This window comes from Streptomyces sp. ML-6 (genome assembly GCF_030116705.1).
In the GTDB taxonomy this organism is placed as follows: Bacteria; Actinomycetota; Actinomycetes; order Streptomycetales; family Streptomycetaceae; genus Streptomyces.
The window spans coordinates 870,684-896,112 of sequence record NZ_JAOTIK010000002.1 but is presented as its reverse complement, the minus strand read 5'-3'; the positions used below and the strand labels follow the sequence as shown (position 1 = coordinate 896,112).

The window sequence follows — 25,429 nt, the reverse complement described above, 5'->3', positions numbered from 1 at the left end:
CGACCGGTCATGACGAGCCGTGGCGACGACCGGTCGTGGCAACCAGCCGTAGCAACCGACCGTGAGGACCGACCATGACGGTCGGTCGTGACAGCCGGTCGGCTTCGGGGCCGCCGGGACGAAACTCGATGTCCAGGACGGTCCCGTCGGCGTTAACGTGCACCGTATGACCGACACGGATCTTCCCCCGCGCCTGACGCGGCTCACCTTCCACGGCCCCTTTTCCGAGGCCCGCGCCGCGCGGACGGTCGACCGGCTCGGCCGGGCGGCACCCGGTCGGATCCTGGACATCGGTTGTGGCTGGGGGGAGTTGATGCTCCGAATCCTCGAAGCGGTGCCGGGGGCGACCGGGGTCGGGGTCGACCTCGACGCCGAGAGCCTGGCCCGGGGGCGTGCGAACGCCGAGGCCCGCGGACTGGGCGGGCGCGTGGAGTTCGTCGAGGGGTCGGCGGCTGAAACGGACCACGGGCCCGCCGACCTCGTCCTGTGTCTGGGGGCCAGTCATGCCCTCAGCGGGGCGGAACCCCCGCAGCACATCACCGAGGCGCTCGACGCACTGCGCCGGACGGTCGCGCCGGGAGGGCGGGTCCTGCTCGGCGAGGGCTTCTGGCAGCGTCCCCCCACCCCTGCCGAACTCGACGCGATGTGGCCGGGCGCCCATGCCGGCGAGCACCAGGACCTGGCCGGACTCGTCGACCTCGCGGTGTCCGCCGGATTCCGGCCCTCCTGGATCGAGACGGCCGACGCCGGCGAGTGGGAGGACTTCGAGTCCGGCTACCAGTCGGACGTGGAGGAGTGGCTGGCCACCCACCCGGACCACCCGCTGGCGGAGGAGACCCGCGAGCGCGTCGACCGGCACCGGGCAAGCTGGCTGAGGGGCTACCGGGGAGTGCTCGGGTTGGCCTACCTCACGCTGGTTCCCGTCGGCTGAACGGGCTGCTCCCTCCCACGGGAGGGACGGAGCGGACGAACACGACCGGGCGTCCGCCCCGACTCCCCCGCGCCCCGCCGCGGTTCGTCCGGGCGCCCTCTGGACTGCCGGACCAGACTGCCGAACCGGACTGTCGGACCCTGGGGTTATGGTCACTGCCATGGCCAACCGTTCTTACCTCTACTCCACGAGCACGCCGCCGGACCCGGACTCGAACCCGAAGAAGATCCGGTGCATCTCCGAGCACAACTGGAGCATCCCGCTGGCGCACCAACTGCTCGTCGGGCGTGGGACGACCAGGGTCCCGTCCATGATCTGGAACCTGCGCATCGGCATCGCCGCGGACTTCGACGGCGGCGCCACCCTGCTCGGCGACCTCCTGCGTGTGGTCGGGCAGGGGCTCGAGGGAGACAGCGAGTTCACCGAGTGCGTTGCCAGGACCACGGCCCACCTGGAGGAGCAGCGGGATCAGTTCTTCGTCCTGGAGACGGGGGAGATCGTCTCGCTCCAGGAGGGCGAGGATCCCGAGGAATCGGTGGAGTACCTGGTCACCCACGAGATACCCGACGCCGTTGCCCGTGCCGAGGCCGCGATCGCCGGGAATGACGACGCGTGGCTCGCCTCCGTCCGGAAGGACTGGCGGGACCACTTCGCTTCTTTCTACAGCGACGCGCTCTACTTCTCGTTCCCCGAAAGGTGACCGGAGCGGGGTCGTACCCCAGCCATGGGACCCGGCAGATGACCCGCCGGACCCTGCACGCGGGGCGGGAACCCCGCACGGGGTCCGGCGGAAGGGCCACCGGGCCGGGTGCAGGTGGTCGTCAGCCCTGTTCTGCCCGGCGCATCAGCAGATGACCCCGGCGGAACCGCTCCCCCTCCTGCGGTTCGCGCAGCATCCGGCCGATCTCGACGAATCCGGCTTCGCGGGCCATCGCCGCGAGGTCGTCGAGCGGCCACCGGTAGGCCGTCGTCACCTTGTGGTCGAACGCCGTGACCGGTTCGCCCTCCGACTCGAAGAAGCCCAGCAGGAGGTGGCCGCCGGGCGCGAGCACCCGGCGGAACTCGGCGAAGTACGGGGGCACGTCCCGCGGCGGGGTGTGGATGAGCGAGTACCAGGACACGACGGCGTTCAACGTTCCGTCGGCCAGGTCCAGGGCGTCCATGGAGCCGACCTCGAACCGCAGGTCCGGGTACGTCTCGCGGGCGAGGTCGATCATCACCGGCGACAGGTCGATGCCGGAGACGTCCAGCCCCGAGTCCCGCAGGTGCGCGGTGAGGTACCCGGGGCCGCACCCCAGCTCGACGACGGGTCCGCCGCCCGCGGTCGTCACGAGTTCGGCGAACGTGGCGAGGAACGAGCGGTCCAGCGGGAGGACGTCGAGCGAATCACGGACGAGTTCGGCGTAGGGGACGGCCACGGCGTCGTAGGCGTCCGCGGTCGTGTTCAGGTACGAGGAGAGTTCGGTCACGAGTGAGGACATTAGATCCTTCCTCGTTCGACATGTAATCCCCCCATACGCACATGGAACGTGAATCGTGGCCGTACGGATCGTTCCCCTCGCGCCCCACCGGTTACGGTACGCATCGGAAAGACGGCCGGCACGACGAGAACACCGACACGAACGGGAACGAGGACGTCGAAGCGATGAGGACACGCGCCCTGAGATTCGGTCTGTACGCGGACGAGCAGGGGCTGGCATGGGTCCAGGGGCTCGTCGACGCGGCCGTGGGTTCCCGGAGCGCCCGGATCGTGGACAGGGCGGTGGTTCACGAGCTTCCCGGGAGCGGGCTGACGACCGCCGACGCGTACGACCACCTGACGGAGCAGTGGGACTGGGAGAACCCCGGCCTGGACAGGGGTGCGCGGGAGGCGGTCGAGCTGCGCGTCCGCCTGGTGTGCTCCCTGCGGACCTGGCGGGTGATCCGCAGGACGGTGATCAGGACGTTGTGCCCGGCGGGCACGGCGCCCCACGTCTGCCGCGTTCCCTGGGCCGCGGCCTGAGGACCGTCCCGTGATCCCGGCGGGCGCACGACGGCGGCCCGGCCCTTCCGACCCGGTTCGGAAGGGCCGACGGCTTCCGGCGCGACACCGGGCGGAGGGCACCGGGCTGACGGCACCGCGCCATGAGCGGCGTCGTGGCGCGGGTGGCCGGTTCGTCGCCTACCGGCCCGGTGCGACGGGTTCGCGAGGCGGTACGCCGTCCGGTTCCGGTGCCCGGAGCCGCACGACGCCGTCCCCGTACGACCGGGCGGACCCGGCGGGCCGGGCGACGGACAGCTCGCAGCGGCCGTCCACGCACGACCGTCGCAGCCGCCCCTTCGAGATGGTCTGCAGCAACCCGATCGTCCAGCACATGGGGCATCCGCGCAGGACGAGCAGCCCCACCGGCACGAGCAGGAGTGCGGCCGGTCCGACCGCCGGGATGAGCAGGACCGAACCGGCCAGGGCTCCGAACCCCAGCCCACCGCGCGCCAGGTGCCGGGGCACTGAAGCACTGGCAAAGTTCTGACGGTCAGTCATGAATGGCTCCCCGGAACGAATCGGGTGTCTCCTGCAGCGCCCGGCGGACCGTCGTACGGGCGCGGTGCAGCCGCGACTTCATCGCGGCGGTGCTGAGGCCGAGTGCGTCGGCGACCATCCGCCCGCTGTGGCCCTGGATGTCCCGCATGATCAGCACGCGTCGCTGGTCGGCGGGCAGGGCGGCGATCGCCGCCGCCACCCGGTCCGCTTCCAGTCGTTGCAGCACCTCGTCCTCGAACGAGGGCACGGCGGTCTCCGGAACCGGCCCGTGACTGCGCAGCCTCAGCCGCGCCCGCCGCAGGCACTCGTTGCGCACGATGCGGAACATCCACGACGCCAGCGCACCGGAGGCCCGCAGCATTCCGATCTTGCGGTACAAAATGATCAGCGCTTCCTGCGCGGCGTCCTCGGCGTCCTGGGGCGAGGCGCACAGGGAGTACGCGAACCGCTGCACGTGCGGGTGCGAGCCCGACACCAGAGCGGCCGCGGCCTCGACGTCGCCCTCCTTCGCCGCGACGATCAACTGCTCGCCGGGCCAGGTGGAATCAGCCATGCGAGCGCCCCCGCCGACGCCGCACGGCGACACTGCACGCGCAGATGAGCACGGCCCCGACAATGACGGCACCAATGATCACGACAAACCTCCGGTTCCTGTGCCGACCCTGTTGTCCGCACAGGAACAAGAGGCGCGACCACCGTCAAAGGATTCATCACGGCAGCGACATCATGATGTCCGCCCGGGCATCATGACCGACCACCCCGTTCCGGCCGGGGAAAACGGACCGGTCGGGGAACGTAGTGGCCGGGAAACGGAGCGGCCGGAAAAAACGTGCTGGTCGACCGATGCCCGGCTCCCGAGCGGGGGCTCACCGCCGTATCGCGACCGAATCGTCCCGGCCCTTCCGCGGCGCGGGCAGCGCCAGGGCCAGCACCGCGACGCCCGCGCACACCGCCGCCATCGCCACGAAGACGGTCCGGTACGCCAGGTCCGGTCCGCCGTCGGCGGTGGCGAGGGTGACGAGGGCGGCGAGCCCGACCACACCGCCCAGCTGCCGGGTGGTGTTCATCAGCCCGGAGGCCGCCCCCGCGTCCTGCTCGCGGATGCCGGAGGTGACGGTGGTGATGATGGGGGTGATGAGCAGGCCCATGCCGGCGGACATGACGATCGCGGGTCCGAGCAGGCCGTCCGAGTAGCCGCTGTCCGTGTCGATACCGCTCTGCCAGAGGAAACCGAGGGCGCCGAGGACGGCGCCGAGAACGATGAGACCCCGGGCTCCGGTGCGCTCCATGGCGGCGGGGGCGAGGCGGGCGGCCGCGATGCCGACAAGCGTGTGAGGCAGGAAACCGAAGCCCGTGGCCAGGGCTCCGTAGTGGAGGACCTCCTGCATGTACAGCGACAGGAAGTACCACATCGGGATGAAGCAGCCGCCGGCCAGCAGCATGGCGGCGTTGCCGACCCGGATCGGTCGCAGCCGTACCAGGTCCGGCGGCACCAGGGGAGCCGCCGCGTACCGGGTCTCCGTCACCGCGAACGCGATCAGCGCCACGACGCCGACCGCCAGGCCGGTCAGGACGGCCGGCCCCGTCCAGCCCTGCGTTCCGGCCCGGCTCACCCCGAGGACGAGCGCCGTGACACCCAGGGTGGCCAGCACCGCCCCGGGCACGTCGAGTCGGCCGGACACCGCGCGGGAGCGCTCGGACGGCAGCAGGTACAGGGCGGCCAGGACGGCCACGGCACCGATCGGCACGTTGATCAGCAGGATCCACCGCCACGACAGCGCGTCGGTCAGGACGCCGCCGATCAGGTTGCCCGCCGCGCCTCCGGCGGAACTGACCGCGGTCCAGATCGCCAACGCCTTGGTGCGACCGGGCCCTTCGGGGAAGGTGGTGGTCAGAACGGTCAGCGTGGCCGGGGCCAGCACCGCGGCGCCCAGGCCCTGCACCGCGCGCATGGCGATCAGCAGGCCGGGGCCGGTGGCGAGCCCGCCCACCAGACTGGAGACGGAGAACAGCACCAGCCCGCACACCAATGTCCGCCGTCGGCCGTACAGGTCCGCGAGTCGGCCACCGAGAAGCAGGAAGCCCGCGAAGACCAGCGCGTAGCTGCCCACGACCCACTGCAGCCCCGCCGCGTCGAGGCCGAGCGCGGTCCGGATCGACGGCAGTGCGACGTTCACCACCGATACGTCGAGCACCACCATGAACTGGGCCGCGCAGGACAGCCACAACAACGCCGCCCGACGGGGTGCCGGTGCACCCGTCTCTTTCCCGGTGTCGATTCGTCCCTCGGTATCACGGGCCTCGCGTCGTCCCATGCTTCTCCCCATCGTTACGGCGAGCTTTTACAGTACAGCGGTACTATGAAAACGGAGCGGACGGGAAGTCCGACGGGAAGCCGGACAGGAGGGGGACACGGTGCCGAAACGGGTGGACCACGCCCAGCGCCGGGCGCACATCGCCGATGCCCTGGTCCGGGTGGCCGCCCGGGAGGGACTGCACGCGGTGACCATGCGCGCGGTCGCGGCCGAAGCGGGCATGTCCTTGAACCTGGTGCAGTACTACTTCGACACCAAGGCCCAGTTGATGCACGCCGCGTTGCAGCACCTGGAGAGGCAGAGCCACGAGCGGTGGTCGGCACGGCTCGAAGGCCCGGACGGCCCCGGTTCGGCACGCGCCCGTCTGGAGGCACTGGTCGACGAGGTCCTGCCGGCCGACGCGGACAGCCACACCTTCCGCCTCGTGTGGACGTCCTACGCGGTACTGGCCATGACCGACCCCGAACTGGCGGAGCAGCCCTTCGTCGAGGGGCCGAACCGGCTCGAGCGGCAGCTCACCGACATCCTGGCCACGGCGCGGGCGGCGGGGGAGATCGAGGCACATCTGGATGTCTCCGCCGAGGCCGCGCGCCTGCTGAGCCTCAGCCACGGTGTCGGAATCAGCGTGCTGGTCGGGCAGCGGTCGGCGGAACAGGCCCGGTACGTGATGCGCTACCACCTCTCCCGCCTGTTCGACGACCCCACTCCGCCCGAAGACCCCGACCGGTGCGCAGCGGCGGTTTCCTGAGCCGACCGGAGTCGGCCCTGCTCTCGCCGAGCACCCGCGCGCCTCCCCGGCAGGGCCGGGTGCGTCAATCGCGAGCCGGGGTCTCCGTGGAGGGCCCCTCGGAAGGAATCGACCCGCTTGCCGCCCGGGGCCGGGCGTCCGCGTCCGTCCGGTCACGCAGTGTGGCGGCGAAGTCCTCGGCCATCGCCAGGCGTGCGCGGAGCGTCTCGCACCGCGCGTCGGCCACCTTGCGGTACGCGTCGAGTCGCGCACGGAGCCGCTCGCGCTCCGGAGGCGCGGGCGGATCGTCCCGGGTGCCGAGCCGGTCGGTGATCTCCAGCAGGTCGCGCATCTCCTCGAGGGAGAAATCCAGCGGCTTCATGCGCCGGATCACCATGAGCCGGCCGACGTCGGCCTCCGTGTAGAGACGGAAGCCGCCCTTGCTGCGGGCGGAAGGGACGATGAGGCCGACATCTTCGTAGTGCCGGATCGTGCGCAGCGACAACCCCGTCCGCTCGGCGACCTCGCCGATCTGCATGTGCCGCTCCTGCGTCATACCGCCCCGGATCCTCTCCACCGTCCCACCGCCCCACCGTCCCCGCCCCGTCGGCCTGCCGTCCCGCCGCTCGACCGCCGAACACCAACTCTCACGTTACGGTAGAGTCCATGGCGGGCCGTTCACTGCCCGTTCCGTCATGTTGGGGCCGATGACGCTCCCGGTGAAGATCCGAGTCCTGCGGGAGAGACGCGTGCGCGAGTCCATGGTGGCCTGCGCCGCCGCCTGGCCCCCGTGACGCTCCGCCCCTGACCGGAACCCGGGCTTCGCGCGCGTTCACGCCGTCCCGGTTCCCTCCCTCTCGACTTTCCGGCCCCGCCTCCGATGGGTCGGCCCCGGATGCCGGCCCGGTATTCCGTACTTCCTTACTTCCTTCGCGCGCCCCGCCCTGCCGCAGGGGTGTGCCCGAGCACGACGGGTTCTCGTCTTGTCCACGTCCACTGTGTCCCCGGCCGCGCGGTTGCGGGGCCTGCGTCCTGATTGGCTGTCCGACCCGAAGGTCTGGCGCACCGAGGTCCTGGCCGGCCTCGTCGTCGCTCTCGCGTTGATTCCCGAGGCGATCTCGTTCTCCATCATCGCCGGAGTCGACCCGGCGATCGGTCTGTTCGCCTCCTTCACGATGGCCGTGACCATCTCGGTCGTCGGCGGACGCCGGGCCATGATCTCGGCTGCGACCGGCGCTGTCGCGCTCGTGATCGCTCCGCTGAACCGTGAGCACGGCTTCGGGTACCTCGTCGCCGCCGTGATCCTGGCCGGCATCTTCCAGATCGTTCTCGGGGCGCTCGGGGTGGCGAAGCTGATGCGGTTCGTGCCGCGCAGTGTGATGGTCGGCTTCGTGAACTCCCTCGCGATCCTGATCTTCATGGCCCAGGTGCCGGAGATGCACGACGTGCCCTGGCCCGTCCACCCGCTCATCGCGGCGGGGCTCGCGCTCATGGTGTTCTTCCCCAAGGTCACCAAGGTGATCCCGGCCCCGCTCGTGTCGATCGTCGTCCTCACGGTCATCACGGTCGCCGCCGGGATCGCGGTGCCGACCGTGGGTGACAAGGGCGACCTGCCGTCCTCCCTGCCCGTCCCCGGCCTGCCCGATGTGCCGTTCACCATGGACACCCTGACCACCATCGCCCCCTACGCGCTCGCCATGGCGCTGGTCGGCCTGATGGAGTCGTTGATGACCGCGAAGCTGGTCGACGACATCACCGACACCCGCTCCTCCAAGACCCGCGAGTCCATCGGTCAGGGCATCGCCAACATCGTCACCGGCTTCTTCGGCGGCATGGGCGGCTGCGCCATGATCGGGCAGACGATGATCAACGTGAAGGTCTCCGGTGCCCGCACCCGTCTGTCCACCTTCCTCGCCGGCTCGTTCCTGATGGTGTTGTGCATCGTCTTCGGCCCGGTGGTCTCGGACATCCCCATGGCCGCGCTGGTCGCGGTGATGGTCATGGTGTCGTTCGCGACGTTCGACTGGCACTCCGTCTCCCCGAAGACGCTGAGGCGGATGCCGGCCGGGGAGATCACCGTCATGGTGATCACCGTCGCGTGCGTGGTCGCCACCCACAACCTGGCCATCGGCGTGGTCGTCGGCACCGTCACCGCCATGGTCGTCTTCGCCAAGCGCGTCGCCCACCTCGCCGAGGTGACCGCCGTCACCGACCCCGACGGCAGCACCGTTGTCTACCGGGTCACCGGTGAGTTGTTCTTCGCCTCGTCCAACGACCTCGTCGGCCGGTTCGACTACGCCACCGATCCCGACAGGGTCGTCATCGACCTGTCCGCCGCCCACATCTGGGACGCGTCCTCCGTCGCCGCCCTGGACGCCATCGGGACCAAGTACAAGCAGCGCGGCAAGACGGTGGAGATCACCGGTCTGAACGAACCCAGCGCCCACCTCCACGACCGGCTCAGCGGAGAACTGGCAGCCGGCCACTGACCGGACCACCTCCCCACGGGCCCGCCCCTGTTCCACGTCGCCGGGGGCGGCCCGTCGTTCCTGTGCCGCAGACTCCTCTCTCCCCCACGGCACCACTCGCACGGGGGATACGGGCCCGCACATGGCCTGCGCGGCCTGCTCGCCGTTCTGCAACGGTCTCCACGGTCTCCGCCGGCTACACGGTCTCCGCGGCCTCTGCGGTCTACGCGGCGAAGCCGATGTTGGTGACGTACTCGTACTGTCCCCACTGCGACCCCAGGTCGACGATCGTGTCCACCCATGCCTCGTCGAGGCCCTGGCGGTCGCCGGTGGCCCAGGCGTCGACGATGCGGTCCCAGCGGCGTACGTTCATCGTGCGGTACTCCACCATCCGCTGGAGCGGCCTGGCCACCTGTGACTGGTTGAGGGGGTGGATCTCCACCCGGGTGCCGCCACCGGCGTTCAGGCGGGCGAGGAGGTGCCGGGCGACGTTCTGGCGGCGCACCCGGCGGTAGGCGAGGTCGATGCGTTCGAGGTTGGCGCGCGAGGGCCGGCGCTTCTCGTCGAGCCAGGCCCTGAGGGTGCGGTCGGTGACGGTCAGACCGGCGTCCCTGGCCGCCCTGCGGCTGTGGTCGGTCCTCGTGAGGTAGTGCAGGCGCGCCATCAGGCCGCGCTTCACAGTCACGGGGGTGACGATGCCGCCCGACAGCTCGTCCAGTTTGCGCGCGACTGCTTCGCTGCCCTTGATTCCCCGGGCGCCGAACTTCCCGAAGTCGATGGTCCTCTCGGGCATCTACTCCCCCTCTCCCGGAAGATCCCCGGTCTCGCCCGTGTACCCGGTGTCGCCCATGTCGCCGGTGTCACCGCTGCCCGCGGTGTAGATGTCCTTCGTCTTGACCTCGGTGACGCCGCGGCCCTCGGGGAAGACCCGCTGCCAGTCGCCGATGACGTGGAGCTCGTCCGTGCCCATCGCGCGTACGACGGTGAGGCCCTCGTCGTGGGCCTTGAGGGCCTTCAGCCAGAGGTTGGAGAACGCCTGGCTGCGGATGATGTGCATCCAGTCGGGGCGGTAGAGCTCCCGGTTGTAGTTCGACTCCCCCATCGTGGAGACGAACTTCGAGTACATCGCCTTCACGTACTCCAGCGTCACCTCGTCGTCGGCGGCGATCGCCGCGTCCCGGGCGTCCTTGAGGACGACGCGGAACTTCTCCAGCAGGTTCTCCGTCGCGCCGGACGTGTAGGACTCGTGGATCTCGGGGGGCGCGCACAGGGCGTGCTTCGGGCCGGAGAGGCGCAGCAGGAGGCGCAGGGTCGGTTCGGTGACCCACAGCGGGCCGGGCTCGTCCCGGTTGCCGATCGGGTTGGGGAGCACTGCTTCGTGTTCCCACTCCGGCGGGGTGATCAGGTGGACACCGGCGCGGCGGCGGTCGTGGGGCAGGCCGGCGGTGTGCTCGAGCTGACCGAGCGGCAGGTGCGTCTTGAGGGCGGAGAGGTAGGCGCCGTTGATGTCGAGCGCGGTCACCTCGTGGCGGCCCGGCGGCAGTTCGCGGCGGGTCCACTTCGGGCGGGCCTCCCACACCTGGTCGGCGCCGCGGGAGGTCTGCTTGCGCAGGATGTCGGGGATCCACGGGTGCGCGACGATGTCGTACCGGGCGCCCTTGCGGGTCTCGTCCAGCAGCCGCATCGCGTCCGGGATCGCCCGCTTCAGCAGCGCGGCGAGGGCCGCGTCGACATCGCCCCCGTGTTCGTCGAGCGCGGCCCGGACCGCCTCGCCGATCAGGTCGCCGGGCCCGTGGGGTTCCTGGAACGCGCGCCCGGCCGGGCCCGTGGCACGCCCGGAACGAGGCGCCCCGCTCCGTCCGCCCCGTCCCTGCGACGCCGCCGCCCCGGGGGCCGGTGCGGGCGGTTCCGGGGCCGGTGCGGGTGGTACGGCAGTGGCGGCCGAGGAGGGTTCCCGTGCCCCGGGGGCGGTGGCGGGCCGGCAGTCGGCCGGGTCCAGGTGCTGGGCGAAGCCCGCCACGCGGTGCCCGGCCGGTGAACCGCACAGCACGCACGGCTCGGGGACGGTCAGGGACTCCACGTCGTCCTCGACTTCACCTTCACCTTCGGCCGCGGTCGAAGGTGAAGGTGAAGTCGAGAGGGAGGGCGGGGGTGCGAGTGAGGGTGAGGCCGAGGGCTCGGTGCCGGGTCCGGCGGGGAACTTGGCGGCCAGTCCGTCCAGCAGGTACGCGTACCTCTTCCGGGTCTCGTCCACCGGGTCCCGGCCGCTCTCCCAGCCGCCGACCGTGCTCGGGCTGACGCCGAGCGTGCGGGCCACCTGCGCCTTGGAGAGCCTGGCCCGCTCCCGCAGTTCCCGTCGTACGTCCGGCGGCGGGAGCTCGGCCTGGGGGCCGACGGCCGCGAGCAGCGCGTCGATCGCGTCGAAGTCGCTCACCGGAGCCGCCCCTTCCGTACCGTCGCGCCGGTCGTTCCCCGGGGTGTGCGCCCGGCGGCCGGGTGGAAGGAGCGGATGCCCGGTCCGGTGTCGGCCATGGCCGTGGGCCTCTCTTCGTCGTGCGGCGGTGCCTGGAGCAGGAGCGTCATGGGGCCGCGTCAGATGTAGGTGACGGGGTTGCGGGACAGGTGCGGGCTCCCGGTGGGGCGGCCGACGCGGGGGTCGTCCCGCAGGAGCTCGCCCTCGAGAGCGTAGCGGTCGCCGTGCTTGGAGATGCCGGTGATCCTCGCGACCGCGAGGACGGTGCCCTCGGCGTTGATGATCTGCGCCTCGTCCTGCGACAGGGCCCGGTCGGCGTTGAACTTCCAGATGCCGCGGCCGGCCTCCCACGCCTCGCCCTCGGTCATGCCCCGGCGCCATCCGAGGGTCGTCCGCATCAGGCGGTCGTCCGCGTCCGCGGCGCGTTCGGCACCGATCCGGATCTGCAGCATCCGGCCGCCTCCGAGGGGATCCAGGGGATTTCGAAGATACTGTTCAACTTGTTGCGAAGTTAGCATCCGGCCACTCCCTCGACCAACCTGACCTGGCCCGGGTCGCCGACGGCGGCGTCCCCGGGACGCACGCGCGCCGTCGGAGTGGGACGGGGCGTGCGACGGCGCCCCCATCGGCGCGTCTCGAAGGAGCCGGGCCGCCCGCTGGGGACACTCTGACCATGACCGAAGCACTGAAAGCAGTCCTCGAGGGCGGCCCCGACGATCTCCCCGACCGCACCGTCCCCCTCCCTGACCCCGGGCTCGACGTCAAGGTCCCGTTCCGCGGCGGATACGAACACTTCAGGGCCACGACGCGCCATCAGGAGACCACCGAGGGGCGGCTGCCCGTCTACGAGTGGTGGGAGCGCACGGAGATCCCCGGCTGAGAACCCGGGCGGAAATCCGGACAGGAGCCCGGGCAGGGGCCGACCCCGAAACTCCGGTCCGAGGACCGGATGCCCCCTCGAAAGCACCCGTGTCACCCGTATCGCCCGCATCACCCGTCGCCCCCTGCCCCTCCCGTAACGCGGGAACGACCGTCGCTCAGGCGGTCTCCCGCGCCCCGTGCGGGAGCAGCCGCTCGCACAGCTCGTCGATCAGCTCGCCCGCCGAGCCCATGAGGACGTCGGGCACCGTGAGGTCGTCCACGATCATGCCGTGCACCGCGAGGTACATCAGGATCACCGCGATACGGTCGCCGGGCAGGCCCGCCCCCTCGTGGAAGCGGATGTTGTCCTCCAGCGTCGCGCGGAGGCGCTTGTTGAGTTCGGCGCCCAGTTCGGGCCGGCGGACGCCCTCCATGCGCAGTTCCAACATGGCCAGGTAGCTGCTGCGGTCCGCCTCCATGCGCTCGTGGACCTGGCGCAGCAGGAGGGCGACCAGTTCGGGGGACTTCGGGGCCTTCATGGTCTCGGCGAGCGCCTCCGGATCCGGTGTCAGTCGCTCGGTGGTGCGTTCCATGATCTGTCGCAGCAACTCGGCGCGGTTGGCGAAGTAGTTGGAGGAGGTGCCGACCGGCACCCCGGCCCCGGTGTCCACGGCCCGCAGGGTCAGTCCGCGCGACCCCTCCCGGGCCAGTACTTCGATGGCCGCGTCGAGCAATGCGGCCCTGCGCGCCGGGTTCTGACGCATGGAAACCTCCCAAGGACGTTGACACCACTTCAAGTGAAGTACTACATTCGAAGCACTCCAAAGGGAGTACATCGCAACGACACAGGGGAGTCAACATGCGAGCCAGCACGACCGCCCGGCGTGGTTCCAGCACCTTCATCGAGTTCAACCGCGGCGGGCGCAACCCCCAGCCGCTGAAGCCCCGGTCCGTCCCCCGTCCCCGACCGCTCCCCAAGCCCGGCACCCGACGGTGACGGGGGCGGGTCGATGACGGCCTCGGCCTGTGGCCCCGGTACGAACGGGGCCGAGGAGAACGACGACGAACGGCGTGGCCCGAAGGCCACGCCGTTCGTCGTCGTTCGGGGCTCCCCCGGAGTTCCGTTCAGACCGCGGGAGTGGCGCGGCCGTGGAGCTTCAGGCTGTGCGCCAGGCAGCCCAGGGCCGCGGTGCACAGCAGGGTGCGCATGATGTTGGTCGCCTCCCAGGTCCCCTTGAACTTGTCGACGACCGACAGGTCACCGGCCTTCACCGGGTTGCCGATCGCGGCGAGTTCGTTGTTCAGGGGGATGTTGACGGAGAACGTCACCAGCAGCGCCACCACGTAGAGGCCGGCGGCGACCCCCGCCCACAGGGCGACCTTGCGGTGTCCCTTGCGGTACTCGAGTACGGCGACGGCCACCGTCACGGCGAGCGCGCCGAGGAAGACGAGCACGAACAGGCCGCTGGTGTCGATCACCTCGTTGAAGTTCTGCATGGCCTCCGCGTACACCCGGTCGTCGGTACGGGCGAGGCCGGGCATGACCGACACGTCGTAGGCGAAGAACAGACCGGCCATCAATCCGACGGCGATGACGGACGCCATCAGCAGAATGCCCGCGGCCCGGCCGGGCCGGACCGGAGGTGTCTGCGGCGGAAGCGGCGCACCGGGGCCGGGAGCGCTGTAGGGGGAGTACGGACTGGCGGTCATCGAAGTGTCCTCACTGTGGACTTCGGCCGATCGCTCGGCGCGCGAGCGGAGAGAGCATAGGCGTGGCGCGCGGAACACAACCAGGTGGTTTCGACCCGTTCCCGAGCGGTCCTCGAGCGCCCTCCCCCGGCCCCTCGCGCGAGCGGGCCGGGAGCGGGGACGGGGCGGGGAGGACTCCACCGGGCCTCCGCCGGGTCTCCAGCGGGTCCCGAGGGGCCCCGAGGGGGTCGCGGCCCGGATCGAGCCGTTGCGCACCACCGCTCCGCCCCCTCACCCCGTGGGCAGGCGGTGCGGGGAGGTCGGCCAGGCGTGCAGGTCGGTGGCGCGCAGCAGTGCGGTGCCGATCAGCAGGCCCCGGTACCCGGCGGCCAGCAGCCGGGCGGCCTTCTCCGGGCTGTCGATGGCGCTGGCGCTGACCGGGCAGGGGGTGCCCGCGGCCCGCAGCGCGGGCAGCAGGTCGAGGCTGCGGCCGATGTCGCCGGCGTCCCGCTCGCGCGCGGTGATGTCCTTGTTGTTGACGGCGATCACGCATTCCCCGGCGTGCGGGACCACCTCCAGTTCCGCCTCGTCGGTGATCTCCACGAACGGGGTCAGCCCGGTGCGCAGCGCGGTCTCGACCAGGGTGCGCATGCTCGACGCGGGCAGCAGTGCGGCGGTGAGCAGGACGGCCGAGGCGCCGAGTTCCCCGGCGGCGGCGATCTGGTCGCGCCGGGTGATGAAGTCCTTCTGGAGCAGGGGGAGTTCGGTGAGCCGGGCGACGTCCCTGAGCAGTTCGGTCGTGCCCGCGAACCAGCGACCGGTCACCACCGAGATGCACGGTGCGCCCGCCGCCTCGTAGGCGGCGACGATGTCCGCGGGGGTGCGGCCCGCGATGAGGTCGATGCCGTGGGCGTCCCGCCGCTTCACCTCCATGATCAGCGGGCGCTCGGCGGTCAGCAGGGCCTCGATGAAGCGGGAGGTCATGGGTGCTCCTTCGGGTGCGGGACGGGGTGCCGGGCGGTCCGCCAGGCACGGGCCAGGGCGGTCACCGCGTCCGCGTCGAAACGGCCCCGCCCGGCACGGGCCGCGGTGTCCACGTCGATCCCGTGGAAGCGCGGATGGTCCGCGACGGCGGCGAAGTCGGCCCTGCTGCGCGGGGTGATGCCGCCGGCCAGCCAGAACGGCAGCGTGAACCGTTCAGCGAGGGCCAGCACATCGGGCTCGGCCAGTCGCAGCCCGGTGCTGCCGACCCGGCCGTCCCCGGACGTCGCGTCCAGCAGGAACAGATCGGTGCCCGCCCGTTCGTACGCGCCGATCAGCGGGCGCTCCGGGCAGGTGCCGTCCCGCACGTGCAGGACCTTGATCAGTACGGCGTCGGGCAGTGCCGCGCGCAACGCCCTCACGAAGGCCGGGGGTTGGTAGGCGTGCAGTTGCAGCCGGGACACCCCGGCGCGGCGCGCGACACCGGCCAGGGCATCGGGGTCGTCGAGGAAGGTGACCAGTACGGGTTCGAGTACGCCGGTGGCGCGGGCCGCCGCCGCGAGGGCGGTCAGCTCGCGCTCCGGCAGATCGGCCGGGCCGCCGGGTACGCCGTGCCAGAGTCCGACACGGTCGGCACCGGCGGCCGCCAGTACCTCGATGTCCTGCGGGGCCGTGGCCCCGCAGACCTTGAGCACCGGTGCGGGCGCCCGGGTCATTTGCCCAGGCCCAGCATCGAGGCGATCCGGTTGTACTGGATCTCGTTGGTGCCCGAGTAGATCGTGCCGCCCACCGCGTTGCGGACGTCCTGTTCGAGCCCGTACTCGGTCATGTAGCCGTGTCCTCCGAAGATCTGGACGGCGGTGATGCTGCTGGCCAGATTGGATTCACTGGTGAGCAGCTTGGCGATGGCCAGGTCCGTGGTGACGTTCTCGCCGGCGACGAGCCGTTCCGCGGTGTCGTACAGCCATTTCCGTGCCGTCTCCAGGCCGATCTTGGTGTCGACGATCTTGTTGGCGATCGACTGGTACGAACCGATCGGCTGCCCGAAGGACTTGCGGGTCTTCGCGTACTCCACGATGCGTTCCAGGCGGTGTCGCATCTCGCCGGCGTTGACGATGAAGGAGAACAGGATCTCCCGCTTCATCACGTGGTCGAGGACGATGAATCCGCCCCCCACCCGGCCCAGGACCCGGTCCCGGGGCACCCGGCACCCGTCGAAGTACAACTCGCTCAGCGGCGAGGTGCGCAGACCCATCTTCTTGACCGGTTCGCCGACCGCCAGGCCCGGGGTGGCGCGGTCCACCAGGAACGCGGTGACCCCGAGCGCCCCGCCGTCGGGACGGGTCCGGGCGTACACCACGAACACGTCGGCGACGGGGCCGTTGCTGACGAAGGTCTTTCCGCCGGTCAGGACGTAGTGATCGCCGTCCCGCTCCGCGCGCGTGGTCATCGCCATCGCGTCGGAGCCGCCTTCCGCCTCGGTGATGGCGTGGGCGCCGATCATCTCGCCGGAGCAGATCAGGGGCAGGTACCTCTCCTTCTGTTCGGGGGTGCCGAACTTCTCCAGGGGGACGCCGGTGCTGGCCAGGGTGGTGGTCACCGAGAAGCTCAGTCCGGCGTCGCGGCAGTGCTCGCCGAGTCCTTCGAGCACGTACATGGTGGTGAGGAGCGACTGGCCGAGGCCGCCGTACCGCTCCTCGAAGGGCAGGGCGAGGATGCCCGTCTTCTGCACGAGCTTCCACTTGTCCCAGGAGAACGCGGCGCGCTCGTCCTGTTCCAGGTGGTCGGCGCTGAGCGCCTCACCCCACCGTGCCAGGCCTTCCCGCAGGTCGACCTGGTCGGTGTTCCATCGGATCACTGGGAACCGCCTTCATAGGTGCTTTCTTCAGTACGCGGAGGACACGTGCGCGTCGAGGCTGTGCACCTCGTCGCCCTGGAGCGCCGGGCTGAAGACGCAGACGAGCCGGAGGTCCTCGTGCGGGCTCGCCACCAGGTAGTGGGCGTCGTGCTTGTCGAGCGCGTACAGGACACCGGGGGTGATCGGGTGCGAGGTGCCGTCGAGTTCGACCACCTCGCCGGAGCCCGCGATGCAGTAGCAGGATTCGAGGTGGTTGCGGTACTCCAGGCGGGACTTGGTGCCGGCCCGGACGACCGTGTCCGTGAGGGAGTAGCCGACGCCGTCCGATGCCAGCAGGAAGCGGCGGCTCAGACCGTTGCCCCACTCGACGGTCTTCACGTCCTCGATGTCACGAATGATCATTGCTCAACTCCTGTTTCTGTCGGGTGCGGTGGCGTCGACGGCCTGCCGCACGGGCTGGACGGACCGGACGAAGGCGCGGAAGCCGGTGACCGGATCGCCGCCCCCGTCGAGGGCTTGCTCGATCCGCTCGACACCGGCGGAGCCGATGATCACGGCATCGGCTCCGCAGGCGTGGACGGCCGCCACGTCGTCGCGGGTCCTGACCCCGAAGCCGACGGCTATCGGGGACGCTGTACGGGCCCGGAGCGCGGCGACGGTGCCGGCCAGCGCGGTGTGTCCCGCAGCGGGGGCGGTGCCGCTGCGTCCGTAGTGGGCCACGAGGTAGAGGTAGGCGGAGGCGTGGGCCGCGGCCCGGTCCATGGTCGCCGCGGAGCTGTTCTGGTAGCAGGTGGTCACGACGGGCAGTCCGGCGGCGCGGGCCGCCGCGTGGTACGCGGTGCCCAGCCGGGGCGGCAGGGCGTGGACGAGGAGTCCGTCCGCGCCGCTCGCGGCGATGTCGCGGGTGGCGTCCGCGAGGTCCCGGTGTTTGAGGGAGTGGCTCCAGTCGGTGAGCAGGGCGATGCGCAGCCGGTGCAGCCGGGGGCGGACGCGGGCGATGAACTCCAGTACGCCTCCGAGGTCGGTGCCCCGGTCCAGGGCGCGGCGTGCGGAGCGCCGGATGACCGGTCCGTCGGTGACGGAGTCGGGGAAGGGGACGGCGAGTTCCAGACAGTCGACGCCCTCCTCGTCGAGCATGAGGACGAGGTCCTCCAGGACGTCGAGGGGCGGGTCGCCGGCGTTGAGGAACAGGGCGAGGCCGGGGCCGGTGCTGTGGTGGTCGCGTACGAAGAATTCAGCCACGGCGTGCCCCCGTTCCGGCTCCTGCCCCTGCGGGGGTGGTCCGGGCCCGCATCCGTTCGGCCAGTTCGCGGGCCGCGCCGTCGGCGACGGCGCGTTCGGCGGCCGCGAGGGCGGGACGCCAGCCGGTGCTGTGGCCGCTCGCCACCGCGAGCGCGGCGGCGTTGAGGCAGAGGGTCCGGGTGGTGGTGGCGGTGGTGTCGCCGCAGAGCACGGCCAGGAAGTGGTCGGCGGCGGCGGTGGGCGCGACGGGGCGCAGGTCGTCGAACGACCCGTCCGGGGCAGTCAGTTGACCCGCCTCCAGCAGGATCTCCCGGTCGGTGGGGTCGTTGGTGTGGATGGTGTTGTCGGTGAAGGGCAGGAGTTCGTCGGCCCCCTCGGGGTTGGTGGTCAGCCAGATCCGCCGGTCCGTCACCCGGTCCGCCAGGGCGCGCAGCGCGGTGTGGGGCATGGTGTGCGAGACGCCGGTGACCTGGGCGGTGGTGGGCAGGTCCGCGAGGAAGGGGCCGAGCGCGTTGAGGAAGCGGCCGAAGGGTTTCATGCCGAGCGGGGCGATGGTGCGGGCCAGCCGGGCCAGTTCGACCGGGTAGACGAAGGGTCCGGTGAAGGCGATCCCGTACTGTTCCAGGGCCCGTTCGGTCTGTTCGTACGAGGCGGTCGGCCGGACGCCGAGGCGTTCGAGCAGGTCGACCGAGCCGAGGCCGGAGGTGTAGGCGCGCGAACCGGACTTGACGACCCGTACGCCCATGGCCGCCGCGACGAACGCGGAGGCCGTGGAGATGTTGAAGGTGGCGGGGCCGCCGCCGGTGCCGACGACGTTGACGGTGCCGTGCCAGTGGCCGGCGGGGACGGCGGGTCGCCGTTCGAGGAGGGATTCCCGCAGGGCGTGCAGGGTCTCGGGGCCGGGGAGCCGGGTGGTCAGTGAGGCCAGCAGGGCGACGGCCTGCTCCTTGTCCAGCGAGCCGTCGCCGAGCCGGTCCCACAGTGACCGCCAGGTCTCGCGCCCGGCCACCGGACGCCGTGCGAGCAGCCCGGTGAGCGCGTCGTGCATGGCTAGCCGGTCACCCCCTGGCGGGAGTCCGCGATGAACGCGTCGATCGCCGCCACGCTGCGGAAATTGTTGGGGTCGAGGTCGGCGTCGCCGACGGCGAGTTCGAAGTGGTCCTCGACCCAGGCGATCAGTTTCAGCACGCCGAGGCTGTCGATGACGCCGTCCGAGAGGAGGTCGTGGTCGTCGGCGAGCTCGTGGGTGCCGAGGTCGGGCAGGAACTCGTCGATGACGAACCTCTTGATGGTGGTGGTGTGACTCATGACGTCCTTCCTTCGTTCGTGACTGCTGGGCGCCGCTCGGCGGGGCGGTCGAGCGCGTTGCGGTCGACCTTTCCCGTGGAGGTCTTGGGGAGCGGGTCGTCGGTGATCCGCAGGACGGTGGGGACGGCCGCCCCGGGCAGGCCGCGGGCGCAGTGCTCCTTGAGCTGGAGGCTGTTGAGCCCGGTGCCGGGGGCGCGGCGGACCCCGGCGACGAGGGTGCGGCCGGTGAGCGGGTCGGGCCGGGCCACGACACCCGCTTCGAGCACGGCGGGGTGGCGCAGCAGCACCTGTTCGATCTCGGCCGTGTTGACGGCGATGCCGCGCACCTTGACCTGGAAGTCGGCGCGGCCGGTGAGGTGGAGCCGGCCGTCGGTGTCGCGGCGCACCAGGTCGCCGGTGCGGAACCATGGGCGGTCGTCGAGGCCGAGCGGATGGCCGGTGAACTTGCCGCGGTGGCGGGTGGGGTCGAGGTAGCCGGGTGCCTGGAAGGGGGTGGAGACGTACAGTTCGCCGGAGCCGGGGCCCTCGACGGGGGTGCCGCGGTCGTCGAGGACGAGGGCCCGGACGCCGGGCAGCGGGAGGCCGAGGGGGACGGGCGGGAGCCCGGTGGTGCCGGTGTCGACCTCGTGGACGAAGCTGTCGTTGGTCTCGGTGCAGCCGTAGACGTTGTACAGCCGCGCGTTCGGGAAGAGCCGGGGCAGCTCGGTGAAGGTGCGGTCGGGCACGGCGTCGCCGGTGAACAGGACGTGCCGTACGGAGGGCAGGGCGGTCCCGGTGCGGCGGGCGGCGTCGGCGAGCAGCCCGTACAGCATCGGCACGGCCTGGACGACGTCCGCCTCGTGCCGGGCCACCAGGTCCAGGACGCGTCGGCCGTCGGCGGCGACCGCCGGGTCGACGAGGACGACCCGGCCGCCGTGCGCGAGGGTCGTCCAGACGTCGAACAGGCACAGGTCGAAGTTGAGCGGGGCGTGGTTGAGGACGGTGGTGCCGGGGCCGATGCCGAAGGCCGGGCCGGCCCAGGCGGTGAACCGGTCCACGGCGTCGCGGCCCAGCGGGACGATCTTGGGCAGTCCGGTGGAGCCGGAGGTGGTGAGCATGAAGGTGGTGCCGGCGGGTGGCGGGAGCGGTTCGGCGGTGACCGTCGGCAGGGCGCGTTCCGGTTCGCCGCGGGGGGCGAGGACGTGCCGGCAGCCGGCCCGGGCGAACAGTTCGGCGAGCTGGGTGTCGGCGAGCGCCGGGGAGGGCAGCAGGAAGGGCCGTCCGGTGAGCAGGCAGGCCAGGACGAGGGCGATGGTGCCGGGGGACTTGGGGGCGAGGACGCCGACGGGTTCGCCGGGGGCGAGGGAGAGGCGGGCGAGGCGTTCGCGTTCGTGGCCGGCCATGTCGTGCAGCGTGCGGTACGTCGTCTCCTCGTCGTGCTGGAGGAGTGCGGGTGCGTCGGGGCGCTCGCGGACGTGGGTGAGGAAACCGGGGAGGAGTTCGCCGGCCGGGGGCCTCGGGGGTGTGTCAGTCATGGGGGCCGTCTCCTTCCGGTGCGGGGGCGAGCTCGGCCCGGCCGGCCTTGACCGCGATTCCTCCGGCGGTGCGGCAGGTGAACCGCACGACGGTGTGGCCGGCGTCGGGCTGGAGGGTGATGTCGAGCGGTTCGTCCGGGAGGACGGGGGCGGAGAACCGGCCGCTGACGGCGCGGATGCGGGCGATGTCGCCGTGCGCGTACCGGTCGGCGATCTCCTCGCAGACCAGGGCGACGACGCTCATGCCGTGGGCGATGACGTTCTCGAAGCCGGCGGCGCGGGCGGCGGCGGGGTCGAGGTGGATGGGGTTGAGGTCGCCGGAGGCGTGGGCGTAGGCGCGGATGCCGTCCGGGGTCGGCTCGTGGGTGGCGGTGGCCGGTTCGCCGGGCGGGCCGGCGGGGGCCGGGGCGCTCCCCTGGGGGATCTCGCCGAACGGTTCGATGCCGTTCGCGCCCACGAGGAGGGCGGCGGTGACCAGTTCGGCGAATTCGGTGCCGTCGTGGCCGGTGAGCCGGGTGCGTACGGCGACCCGGGTGCCGCGCGGTTCGCGCCGGGCGCCGAGCACGTCGAGCGTGATGCCGACGCTCTCGCCGGGCCGTACCGGCCGCCGCAGCCGGATGTCCTGTGCGAGGTGGACGACCGATGCCTCCTGTCCCGCGATCAGCGACCGCACGGTGCGGTCGGCCTCCGCGTGGGCGAGCACGAAGGCGTGCACGGGCGACGCCTGGTCGTTCGCGGCCGGGGGCAGTCCGGCGCGGGCGGCGGCCCGGTAGGCGGTGATCTCCTCGGTGGTGACGGTGTGTTCGGTGGTGCTCGAGGTCTCGGTGGTGTGCGGGGTCTCGGCCGTCGTCGTCATGCCGGCACCACCACCAGCGAGGCGTTGTGTCCGCCGAAGCCGAAGGAGTTCGACAGGGCGGGGCCCGAGGCGATGGGGCGGGGCTTCTCGTGGACCACGTCGATGTCCATTCCTGGTTCGAGGCGTTCGTGGTTGGCGGTGGGCGGCACCTCGCGGGCCCGCATCGCCAGCACGGCCGCGATCGTTTCGACGGCGCCCGCGGCGCCGATCAGATGGCCGATGACGCCCTTGGGGGCGGTGACCGGGGGGCCGGCGGTGCCGAACACCTTCGTCAGGGCGGCGGCCTCGGCCCGGTCGTTGTGCGGGGTCGACGTGCCGTGGGCGTTGACATGGGCGATGTCGGACGGGGCGAGGCCCGCGTCGGCGAGGGCGGCGGCCATCGCACCGGCCGCGCCCGCGCCGTCCGGCAGCGGCATCGACAGGTGGTGGGCGTCGGAGGTGGCGCCGTACCCGGCGACCTCGGCGTAGGCGCGCGCGCCGCGCGCCCGGGCGTCGTCGGCCCGTTCCAGGACGACGAAGCCGGCCCCCTCCCCCATGACGAACCCGTCGCGGTCGGCGTCGAACGGCCGCGAGGCCCGGTCCGGCTCGTCGTTGCGCAGCGAGACGGCGTTCAGGTTGCCGAAGCCGGCCAGGGTGACCGGGGTCAGGGTGGATTCGCAGCCGCCCGCGACGACCATGTCGGCCCGGTGGGTCCGCAGCAGCAGCGCCGCCTGGCCGATGGCGTCGGCGCCGCTGGCGCAGGTGGTGGCGATGGTGGTGGCGGGCCCCGTCCAGCCCAGTCGCATGGCGATCTGCGCGGCGGCCGCGTTGGGCATGGTCATCAGGGGCATCAGCGGGTTGACCCGGTGCGGGCCGTCCGCGGTGAACAGCGCGGACTCCCGGTCGCTGGTGGTCCGTCCGCCGACCGCGTTGCCGACGACGACCGCGGTGCGGCCCGGGTCCGGGGCCGGGGAGCCGGCGTCCCGGTGGGCCGCCAGTGCGGCGGTCGTCCCGTACAGCGCGAACGGGTCCATCCGGCGGGCGTCCTTCGCGGACACCAGGTCCATGGTGTCGAGGCCGCGGACCCGGCAGCCGATGCGCACCCGGTGGCGGGTCAGGTCGAGGTGGGTGAGCTCGGCGGCGGTGGACCGGCCGGCGCGCAGTCCGGCCCACAGCTCGTCGGGGGTGCAGCCGGCGGGGGTGACCACGCCGATGCCGGTGATCACGACCGCTGGTCCGGTGGAGGTCGCCATGGGGGCACGTCCTATCGGGCGGGGAGGATGCCGCACTCTCGGGCGGACTTGAGGAAGACCTCGGCGGCGAAGTCGATGTCGGCCTCCGTGTGGCGGGCCGTGACGGCGATCCGGAGCCGGGCGAGGTCGTTGGGGACGGCCGGGGTGACCACGGGCAGTCCGATGACGCCGTTGCGGCGGCAGGCGGTGGCGAGGTCGTACGCCGCCTCGTCCGAGCCGGCGATCAGCGGCAGTACCGCGGTCTCGCTGTCCTGGGTGCGCAGTCCCTCGGCGTTGATGAGGGCGCGCAGCCGTTCGGACTGGTGCTGGATGTGCGCGACCCGTTCCGGTTCGCGTTGCAGGATGCGCAGTGATTCCAGGGCGGCGGCGGCCTGGGCGGGGCCGAGGGCGGCGGAGAACAGGAACGGCCGCGCCGCGTACCGCAGATGGCCGATCAGCCGCTCGGGGCCCGCGACCCAGCCGCCCATGGAGGGGATCGCCTTGGAGAGCGTGCCGAGTTTGATGTCGACCTCGACACGCCGGTCGAAGTGTTCCTCGATGCCGCGTCCGGTGGCGCCGATGACGCCGAGCGCGTGTGCCTCGTCGACCATCAGGAGGGCGTTGTGTTCGTCGCACACCTTGCGCAGTTCGGGCAGCGGGGCGATGTCGCCGTCCATGGAGTAGACGCTGTCGACGACGACGAGGCGTACGCCGTCGGGTCCGGCGGCCCGCAGCCTGCGGTCGAGGTGGTCGACGTCGTTGTGACGGAAGCGGGTGACGGTGGCGCCGGAGAGGCGGCAGCCGTCGACGATCGAGGCGTGGTCGTACTTGTCGATGAAGACGGTGTCGCCCGCGCCCACGAGGCCGCCGACGGTGCCGACGTTGGCCGCATAGCCGGAGCCGAAGACCATGGCCGTCTCGCGCTCGGCGAACCGGGCGACCTCGGCCTCCAGTTCCTCGTGCAGTGGAATGGATCCGGCCAGCGCGCGCACGCCGTGGTTTCCGGTCCCGTAGCGGTCGACGGCGGCCTTGGCGGCGGCGACGACGCGTTCGTCCCCGGCGAGTCCGAGGTAACTGTATCCGGACATCATCAGCAGCCGGCGTCCGTCGAGATCGGCGTAGGCGCTGTCGCGTTCGACGGTGTAGGCGACGAAACTGTTGCGGCGTTCGGGTTCCGATTCGAGCGCCTGCACCCGCCGCCGGGTGGCCGCCAGTTTCGGTTCGAGGCGTTCCCATGCTCCGGGTGCGTTCACGTGCGTCTCCTCTTCCACGGCTTCGTTCGGCTTCTTGGCCTTGTCCCAACGCGACGTCATTTCTAGAGGTCGGCCGCAAGACGCGCGCAATACGGCACGGACGGCTCGAATTTCCTTCGCGAAAAGGTCGAACGACGAGTCGCCAAATACCGGAAGGAACGGTTCCGACTATTCGCCCCGGTATGTTTACGGCCACGGTTGAACAGGTCGACCGACCGCCGGTACGGTCGAATGCACGGGAAAGAGAATGTAAAAGGAGTGGCGATCCTGTGATCGTCCCCGAAATGGTCCACGATCCATTCCGTGCCGCACCCACGCGCTTTCGGCCAGGGGGAGCCGCCGATGTCTTGGGGAGCCAGATTTGCTGATCAGACTCGTAGGACTCGTCACCGTGGAGCACGACGGAGCCCCGCCCCAGCACCTGTCGAGCGCCCAGGCCCAGGTGGCCTTCGCCCGGCTGGTCCTGGAACGCTCCGCGGGGACCGGCCGCGACCAGCTCGCCGACACCGTGTGGCCGGAAGGACTGCCCGACACCTGGGCGTCGGCCCTGCGCAGCGTCGTCAGCCGGGTGCGCGCCTATGTCAGCGATCCGCGCCAGAGGCCGGGTGAGACACCGCTGGTCGCCCACAGCGGGCGCTATCTGCTGCGACTGCCCGACGACGCGGCGGTCGACCTGGAAGCGGCCGACGCCGCGGTCACCGAAGCGCAGGAGGCGTTCGCGGAGCACGCCTATCCCGTGGCGCAGCAGCTCGCCGCCGGGGCGGTCTCCAATCTCCGCGGCTCGTTCCTGCCGGCGCACGACGGCGAGTGGGTGAGCAGCGTCCGGGAACGGGTGGATGAACTACGCCTGAACGCACTGGAGTTGGCGAGCCTCTCCGCCTCGGCCCTGGGAGACGAGCACCACGGGCTGCGGTACGCGGACGAGGCGGTGCGCCGTGCGCCGTTCCGGGAGAGCGCCTACCGCTGCCAGATGGCGGCGTACGCGTCGGCCGGCAACCGGGCGGACGCCCTGCGCGCGTACCAGCAGTTGCGCGAGGTGCTCGCCGAGGAGCTCGGCATCGACCCGGCGGCCGAGACCCAGGCGGCGTACCTGAACCTGCTGCGGGCCGTTGGTCCCACCCTCCAGGCCCGCCCGCCCCGCGCGATCCGCCGCTCCGGCACCCTGGACCCGCTGCTGATGGGCGCCTTCGAGGCCCTGCCCCCGCCGAGGTAGCCGCACAC

General features: G+C 71.7%; 29 protein-coding genes. 8 read left to right on the top strand and 21 right to left on the bottom strand.

From position 1 onward, the window contains the following. The first annotated feature begins 166 nt into the window (after nt 1–166). Together OCT49_RS37670 and OCT49_RS37665 are read left to right on the top strand one after the other, a co-directional pair. Nucleotides 167–931, top strand: a complete 765-nt coding sequence (locus OCT49_RS37670; RefSeq protein WP_283856671.1) for an SAM-dependent methyltransferase — start codon at nt 167–169, stop codon at nt 929–931. A gap of 160 nt (nt 932–1,091) precedes the next feature. Further along, nucleotides 1,092–1,631 carry a DUF7822 domain-containing protein gene (locus tag OCT49_RS37665; protein ID WP_283856670.1) on the top strand — a complete coding sequence of 180 codons (540 nt, stop codon included), beginning with the start codon at nt 1,092–1,094 and terminating at the stop codon, nt 1,629–1,631. 121 nt (nt 1,632–1,752) lie between these two features. Here OCT49_RS37665 and OCT49_RS37660 read toward each other — a convergent pair whose 3' ends face one another. Further along, nucleotides 1,753–2,412, bottom strand: a complete 660-nt coding sequence (locus OCT49_RS37660; protein ID WP_391729616.1) for a class I SAM-dependent DNA methyltransferase — start codon at nt 2,410–2,412, stop codon at nt 1,753–1,755. A 41-nt stretch (nt 2,413–2,453) separates the two neighbouring features. Between OCT49_RS37660 and OCT49_RS37655 the strand changes: the two genes are divergently transcribed. Continuing rightward, nucleotides 2,454–2,933: a hypothetical protein gene (locus tag OCT49_RS37655; protein ID WP_283856669.1), complete on the top strand. Its 480-nt coding sequence runs from the start codon at nt 2,454–2,456 to the stop codon at nt 2,931–2,933. A 159-nt stretch (nt 2,934–3,092) separates the two neighbouring features. Here OCT49_RS37655 and OCT49_RS37650 read toward each other — a convergent pair whose 3' ends face one another. From OCT49_RS37650 to OCT49_RS37640, 3 genes are all read right to left on the bottom strand, one after another. Continuing rightward, entirely contained in the window at nt 3,093–3,452 is a 360-nt protein-coding gene (locus tag OCT49_RS37650; protein ID WP_283856668.1) for a hypothetical protein, read from the bottom strand. Beyond that, nucleotides 3,445–4,005 (bottom strand): RNA polymerase sigma factor, encoded by a 561-nt coding sequence (locus OCT49_RS37645; RefSeq protein ID WP_283856667.1) that lies wholly within the window; start codon nt 4,003–4,005, stop codon nt 3,445–3,447. The genes OCT49_RS37650 and OCT49_RS37645 overlap by 8 nt, the downstream gene beginning before the upstream one ends. A gap of 313 nt (nt 4,006–4,318) precedes the next feature. After that, nucleotides 4,319–5,767 carry an MFS transporter gene (locus tag OCT49_RS37640; RefSeq protein ID WP_283856666.1) on the bottom strand — a complete coding sequence of 483 codons (1,449 nt, stop codon included), beginning with the start codon at nt 5,765–5,767 and terminating at the stop codon, nt 4,319–4,321. Nucleotides 5,768–5,867: 100 nt separating this feature from the next. Between OCT49_RS37640 and OCT49_RS37635 the strand changes: the two genes are divergently transcribed. Then, nucleotides 5,868–6,515, top strand: coding sequence for a TetR/AcrR family transcriptional regulator (locus OCT49_RS37635; RefSeq protein ID WP_283856665.1), 648 nt, complete (start codon nt 5,868–5,870; stop codon nt 6,513–6,515). 64 nt (nt 6,516–6,579) lie between these two features. Here OCT49_RS37635 and OCT49_RS37630 read toward each other — a convergent pair whose 3' ends face one another. Beyond that, nucleotides 6,580–7,050: a MerR family transcriptional regulator gene (locus tag OCT49_RS37630; RefSeq protein WP_283856664.1), complete on the bottom strand. Its 471-nt coding sequence runs from the start codon at nt 7,048–7,050 to the stop codon at nt 6,580–6,582. A 442-nt stretch (nt 7,051–7,492) separates the two neighbouring features. Between OCT49_RS37630 and OCT49_RS37625 the strand changes: the two genes are divergently transcribed. Further along, on the top strand, nt 7,493–8,983 hold the full coding sequence (locus tag OCT49_RS37625; protein WP_502963522.1) for a SulP family inorganic anion transporter: 1,491 nt from the start codon (nt 7,493–7,495) through the stop codon (nt 8,981–8,983). Between the two features lie 202 nt (nt 8,984–9,185). Here the strand turns inward: OCT49_RS37625 and OCT49_RS37620 are convergent, their stop codons facing one another. The 3 genes from OCT49_RS37620 to OCT49_RS37610 all read right to left on the bottom strand — a co-directional run bounded on the left by OCT49_RS37620 (nt 9,186) and on the right by OCT49_RS37610 (nt 11,887). Continuing rightward, nucleotides 9,186–9,755, bottom strand: coding sequence for a transcriptional regulator (locus OCT49_RS37620; protein ID WP_283856662.1), 570 nt, complete (start codon nt 9,753–9,755; stop codon nt 9,186–9,188). Next, complete coding sequence (locus OCT49_RS37615; RefSeq protein ID WP_283856661.1) at nt 9,756–11,396, bottom strand: helix-turn-helix domain-containing protein; 1,641 nt, start codon at nt 11,394–11,396, stop codon at nt 9,756–9,758. A 158-nt stretch (nt 11,397–11,554) separates the two neighbouring features. Beyond that, nucleotides 11,555–11,887, bottom strand: coding sequence for a hypothetical protein (locus OCT49_RS37610; RefSeq protein WP_283856660.1), 333 nt, complete (start codon nt 11,885–11,887; stop codon nt 11,555–11,557). A gap of 221 nt (nt 11,888–12,108) precedes the next feature. Between OCT49_RS37610 and OCT49_RS37605 the strand changes: the two genes are divergently transcribed. After that, entirely contained in the window at nt 12,109–12,315 is a 207-nt protein-coding gene (locus tag OCT49_RS37605; protein ID WP_283856659.1) for a DUF5988 family protein, read from the top strand. A 157-nt stretch (nt 12,316–12,472) separates the two neighbouring features. Here the strand turns inward: OCT49_RS37605 and OCT49_RS37600 are convergent, their stop codons facing one another. Continuing rightward, the gene (locus tag OCT49_RS37600) at nt 12,473–13,060 is read right to left on the bottom strand and encodes a TetR/AcrR family transcriptional regulator (protein ID WP_283856658.1); all 588 of its coding nucleotides are present in this window, start codon (nt 13,058–13,060) and stop codon (nt 12,473–12,475) included. A gap of 95 nt (nt 13,061–13,155) precedes the next feature. Between OCT49_RS37600 and OCT49_RS37595 the strand changes: the two genes are divergently transcribed. Further along, nucleotides 13,156–13,293 (top strand): hypothetical protein, encoded by a 138-nt coding sequence (locus tag OCT49_RS37595; protein WP_283856657.1) that lies wholly within the window; start codon nt 13,156–13,158, stop codon nt 13,291–13,293. Between the two features lie 128 nt (nt 13,294–13,421). Here OCT49_RS37595 and OCT49_RS37590 read toward each other — a convergent pair whose 3' ends face one another. The 12 genes from OCT49_RS37590 to OCT49_RS37535 form a co-directional block, all read right to left on the bottom strand. Then, nucleotides 13,422–14,006, bottom strand: coding sequence for an anthrone oxygenase family protein (locus OCT49_RS37590; protein ID WP_283856656.1), 585 nt, complete (start codon nt 14,004–14,006; stop codon nt 13,422–13,424). 270 nt (nt 14,007–14,276) lie between these two features. Next, nucleotides 14,277–14,969: a beta/alpha barrel domain-containing protein gene (locus OCT49_RS37585; protein ID WP_283856655.1), complete on the bottom strand. Its 693-nt coding sequence runs from the start codon at nt 14,967–14,969 to the stop codon at nt 14,277–14,279. Next, nucleotides 14,966–15,682: a phosphoribosylanthranilate isomerase gene (locus OCT49_RS37580; protein WP_283856654.1), complete on the bottom strand. Its 717-nt coding sequence runs from the start codon at nt 15,680–15,682 to the stop codon at nt 14,966–14,968. Before OCT49_RS37580 ends, OCT49_RS37585 begins: the two co-directional genes overlap by 4 nt. After that, entirely contained in the window at nt 15,679–16,824 is a 1,146-nt protein-coding gene (locus tag OCT49_RS37575; protein WP_283856653.1) for an acyl-CoA dehydrogenase family protein, read from the bottom strand. Before OCT49_RS37575 ends, OCT49_RS37580 begins: the two co-directional genes overlap by 4 nt. A gap of 27 nt (nt 16,825–16,851) precedes the next feature. After that, nucleotides 16,852–17,226, bottom strand: a complete 375-nt coding sequence (locus tag OCT49_RS37570) for an ectoine synthase (protein WP_148838537.1) — start codon at nt 17,224–17,226, stop codon at nt 16,852–16,854. Nucleotides 17,227–17,229: 3 nt separating this feature from the next. Then, entirely contained in the window at nt 17,230–18,066 is an 837-nt protein-coding gene (trpA, locus tag OCT49_RS37565; RefSeq protein ID WP_283856652.1) for a tryptophan synthase subunit alpha, read from the bottom strand. After that, nucleotides 18,059–19,114 (bottom strand): anthranilate phosphoribosyltransferase, encoded by a 1,056-nt coding sequence (locus OCT49_RS37560; protein ID WP_283856651.1) that lies wholly within the window; start codon nt 19,112–19,114, stop codon nt 18,059–18,061. Before OCT49_RS37560 ends, trpA begins: the two co-directional genes overlap by 8 nt. Nucleotides 19,115–19,116: 2 nt before the next feature. Next, on the bottom strand, nt 19,117–19,374 hold the full coding sequence (locus OCT49_RS37555) for a phosphopantetheine-binding protein (protein WP_148838540.1): 258 nt from the start codon (nt 19,372–19,374) through the stop codon (nt 19,117–19,119). Then, the gene (locus OCT49_RS37550; protein ID WP_283856650.1) at nt 19,371–20,888 is read right to left on the bottom strand and encodes an AMP-binding protein; all 1,518 of its coding nucleotides are present in this window, start codon (nt 20,886–20,888) and stop codon (nt 19,371–19,373) included. Before OCT49_RS37550 ends, OCT49_RS37555 begins: the two co-directional genes overlap by 4 nt. Beyond that, nucleotides 20,881–21,744 carry a MaoC family dehydratase gene (locus tag OCT49_RS37545; protein WP_283856649.1) on the bottom strand — a complete coding sequence of 288 codons (864 nt, stop codon included), beginning with the start codon at nt 21,742–21,744 and terminating at the stop codon, nt 20,881–20,883. The genes OCT49_RS37550 and OCT49_RS37545 overlap by 8 nt, the downstream gene beginning before the upstream one ends. After that, nucleotides 21,741–22,976 (bottom strand): beta-ketoacyl-[acyl-carrier-protein] synthase family protein, encoded by a 1,236-nt coding sequence (locus OCT49_RS37540; protein ID WP_283856648.1) that lies wholly within the window; start codon nt 22,974–22,976, stop codon nt 21,741–21,743. The genes OCT49_RS37545 and OCT49_RS37540 overlap by 4 nt, the downstream gene beginning before the upstream one ends. 11 nt (nt 22,977–22,987) lie before the next feature. Beyond that, a complete protein-coding gene (locus tag OCT49_RS37535; protein ID WP_283856647.1) occupies nt 22,988–24,208 on the bottom strand; it encodes an aminotransferase class I/II-fold pyridoxal phosphate-dependent enzyme in 1,221 nt (406 codons plus the stop codon). Nucleotides 24,209–24,569: 361 nt separating this feature from the next. Between OCT49_RS37535 and OCT49_RS37530 the strand changes: the two genes are divergently transcribed. After that, nucleotides 24,570–25,421, top strand: coding sequence for an AfsR/SARP family transcriptional regulator (locus tag OCT49_RS37530; protein WP_283856646.1), 852 nt, complete (start codon nt 24,570–24,572; stop codon nt 25,419–25,421). The last annotated feature ends 8 nt before the right edge of the window (nt 25,422–25,429 follow it).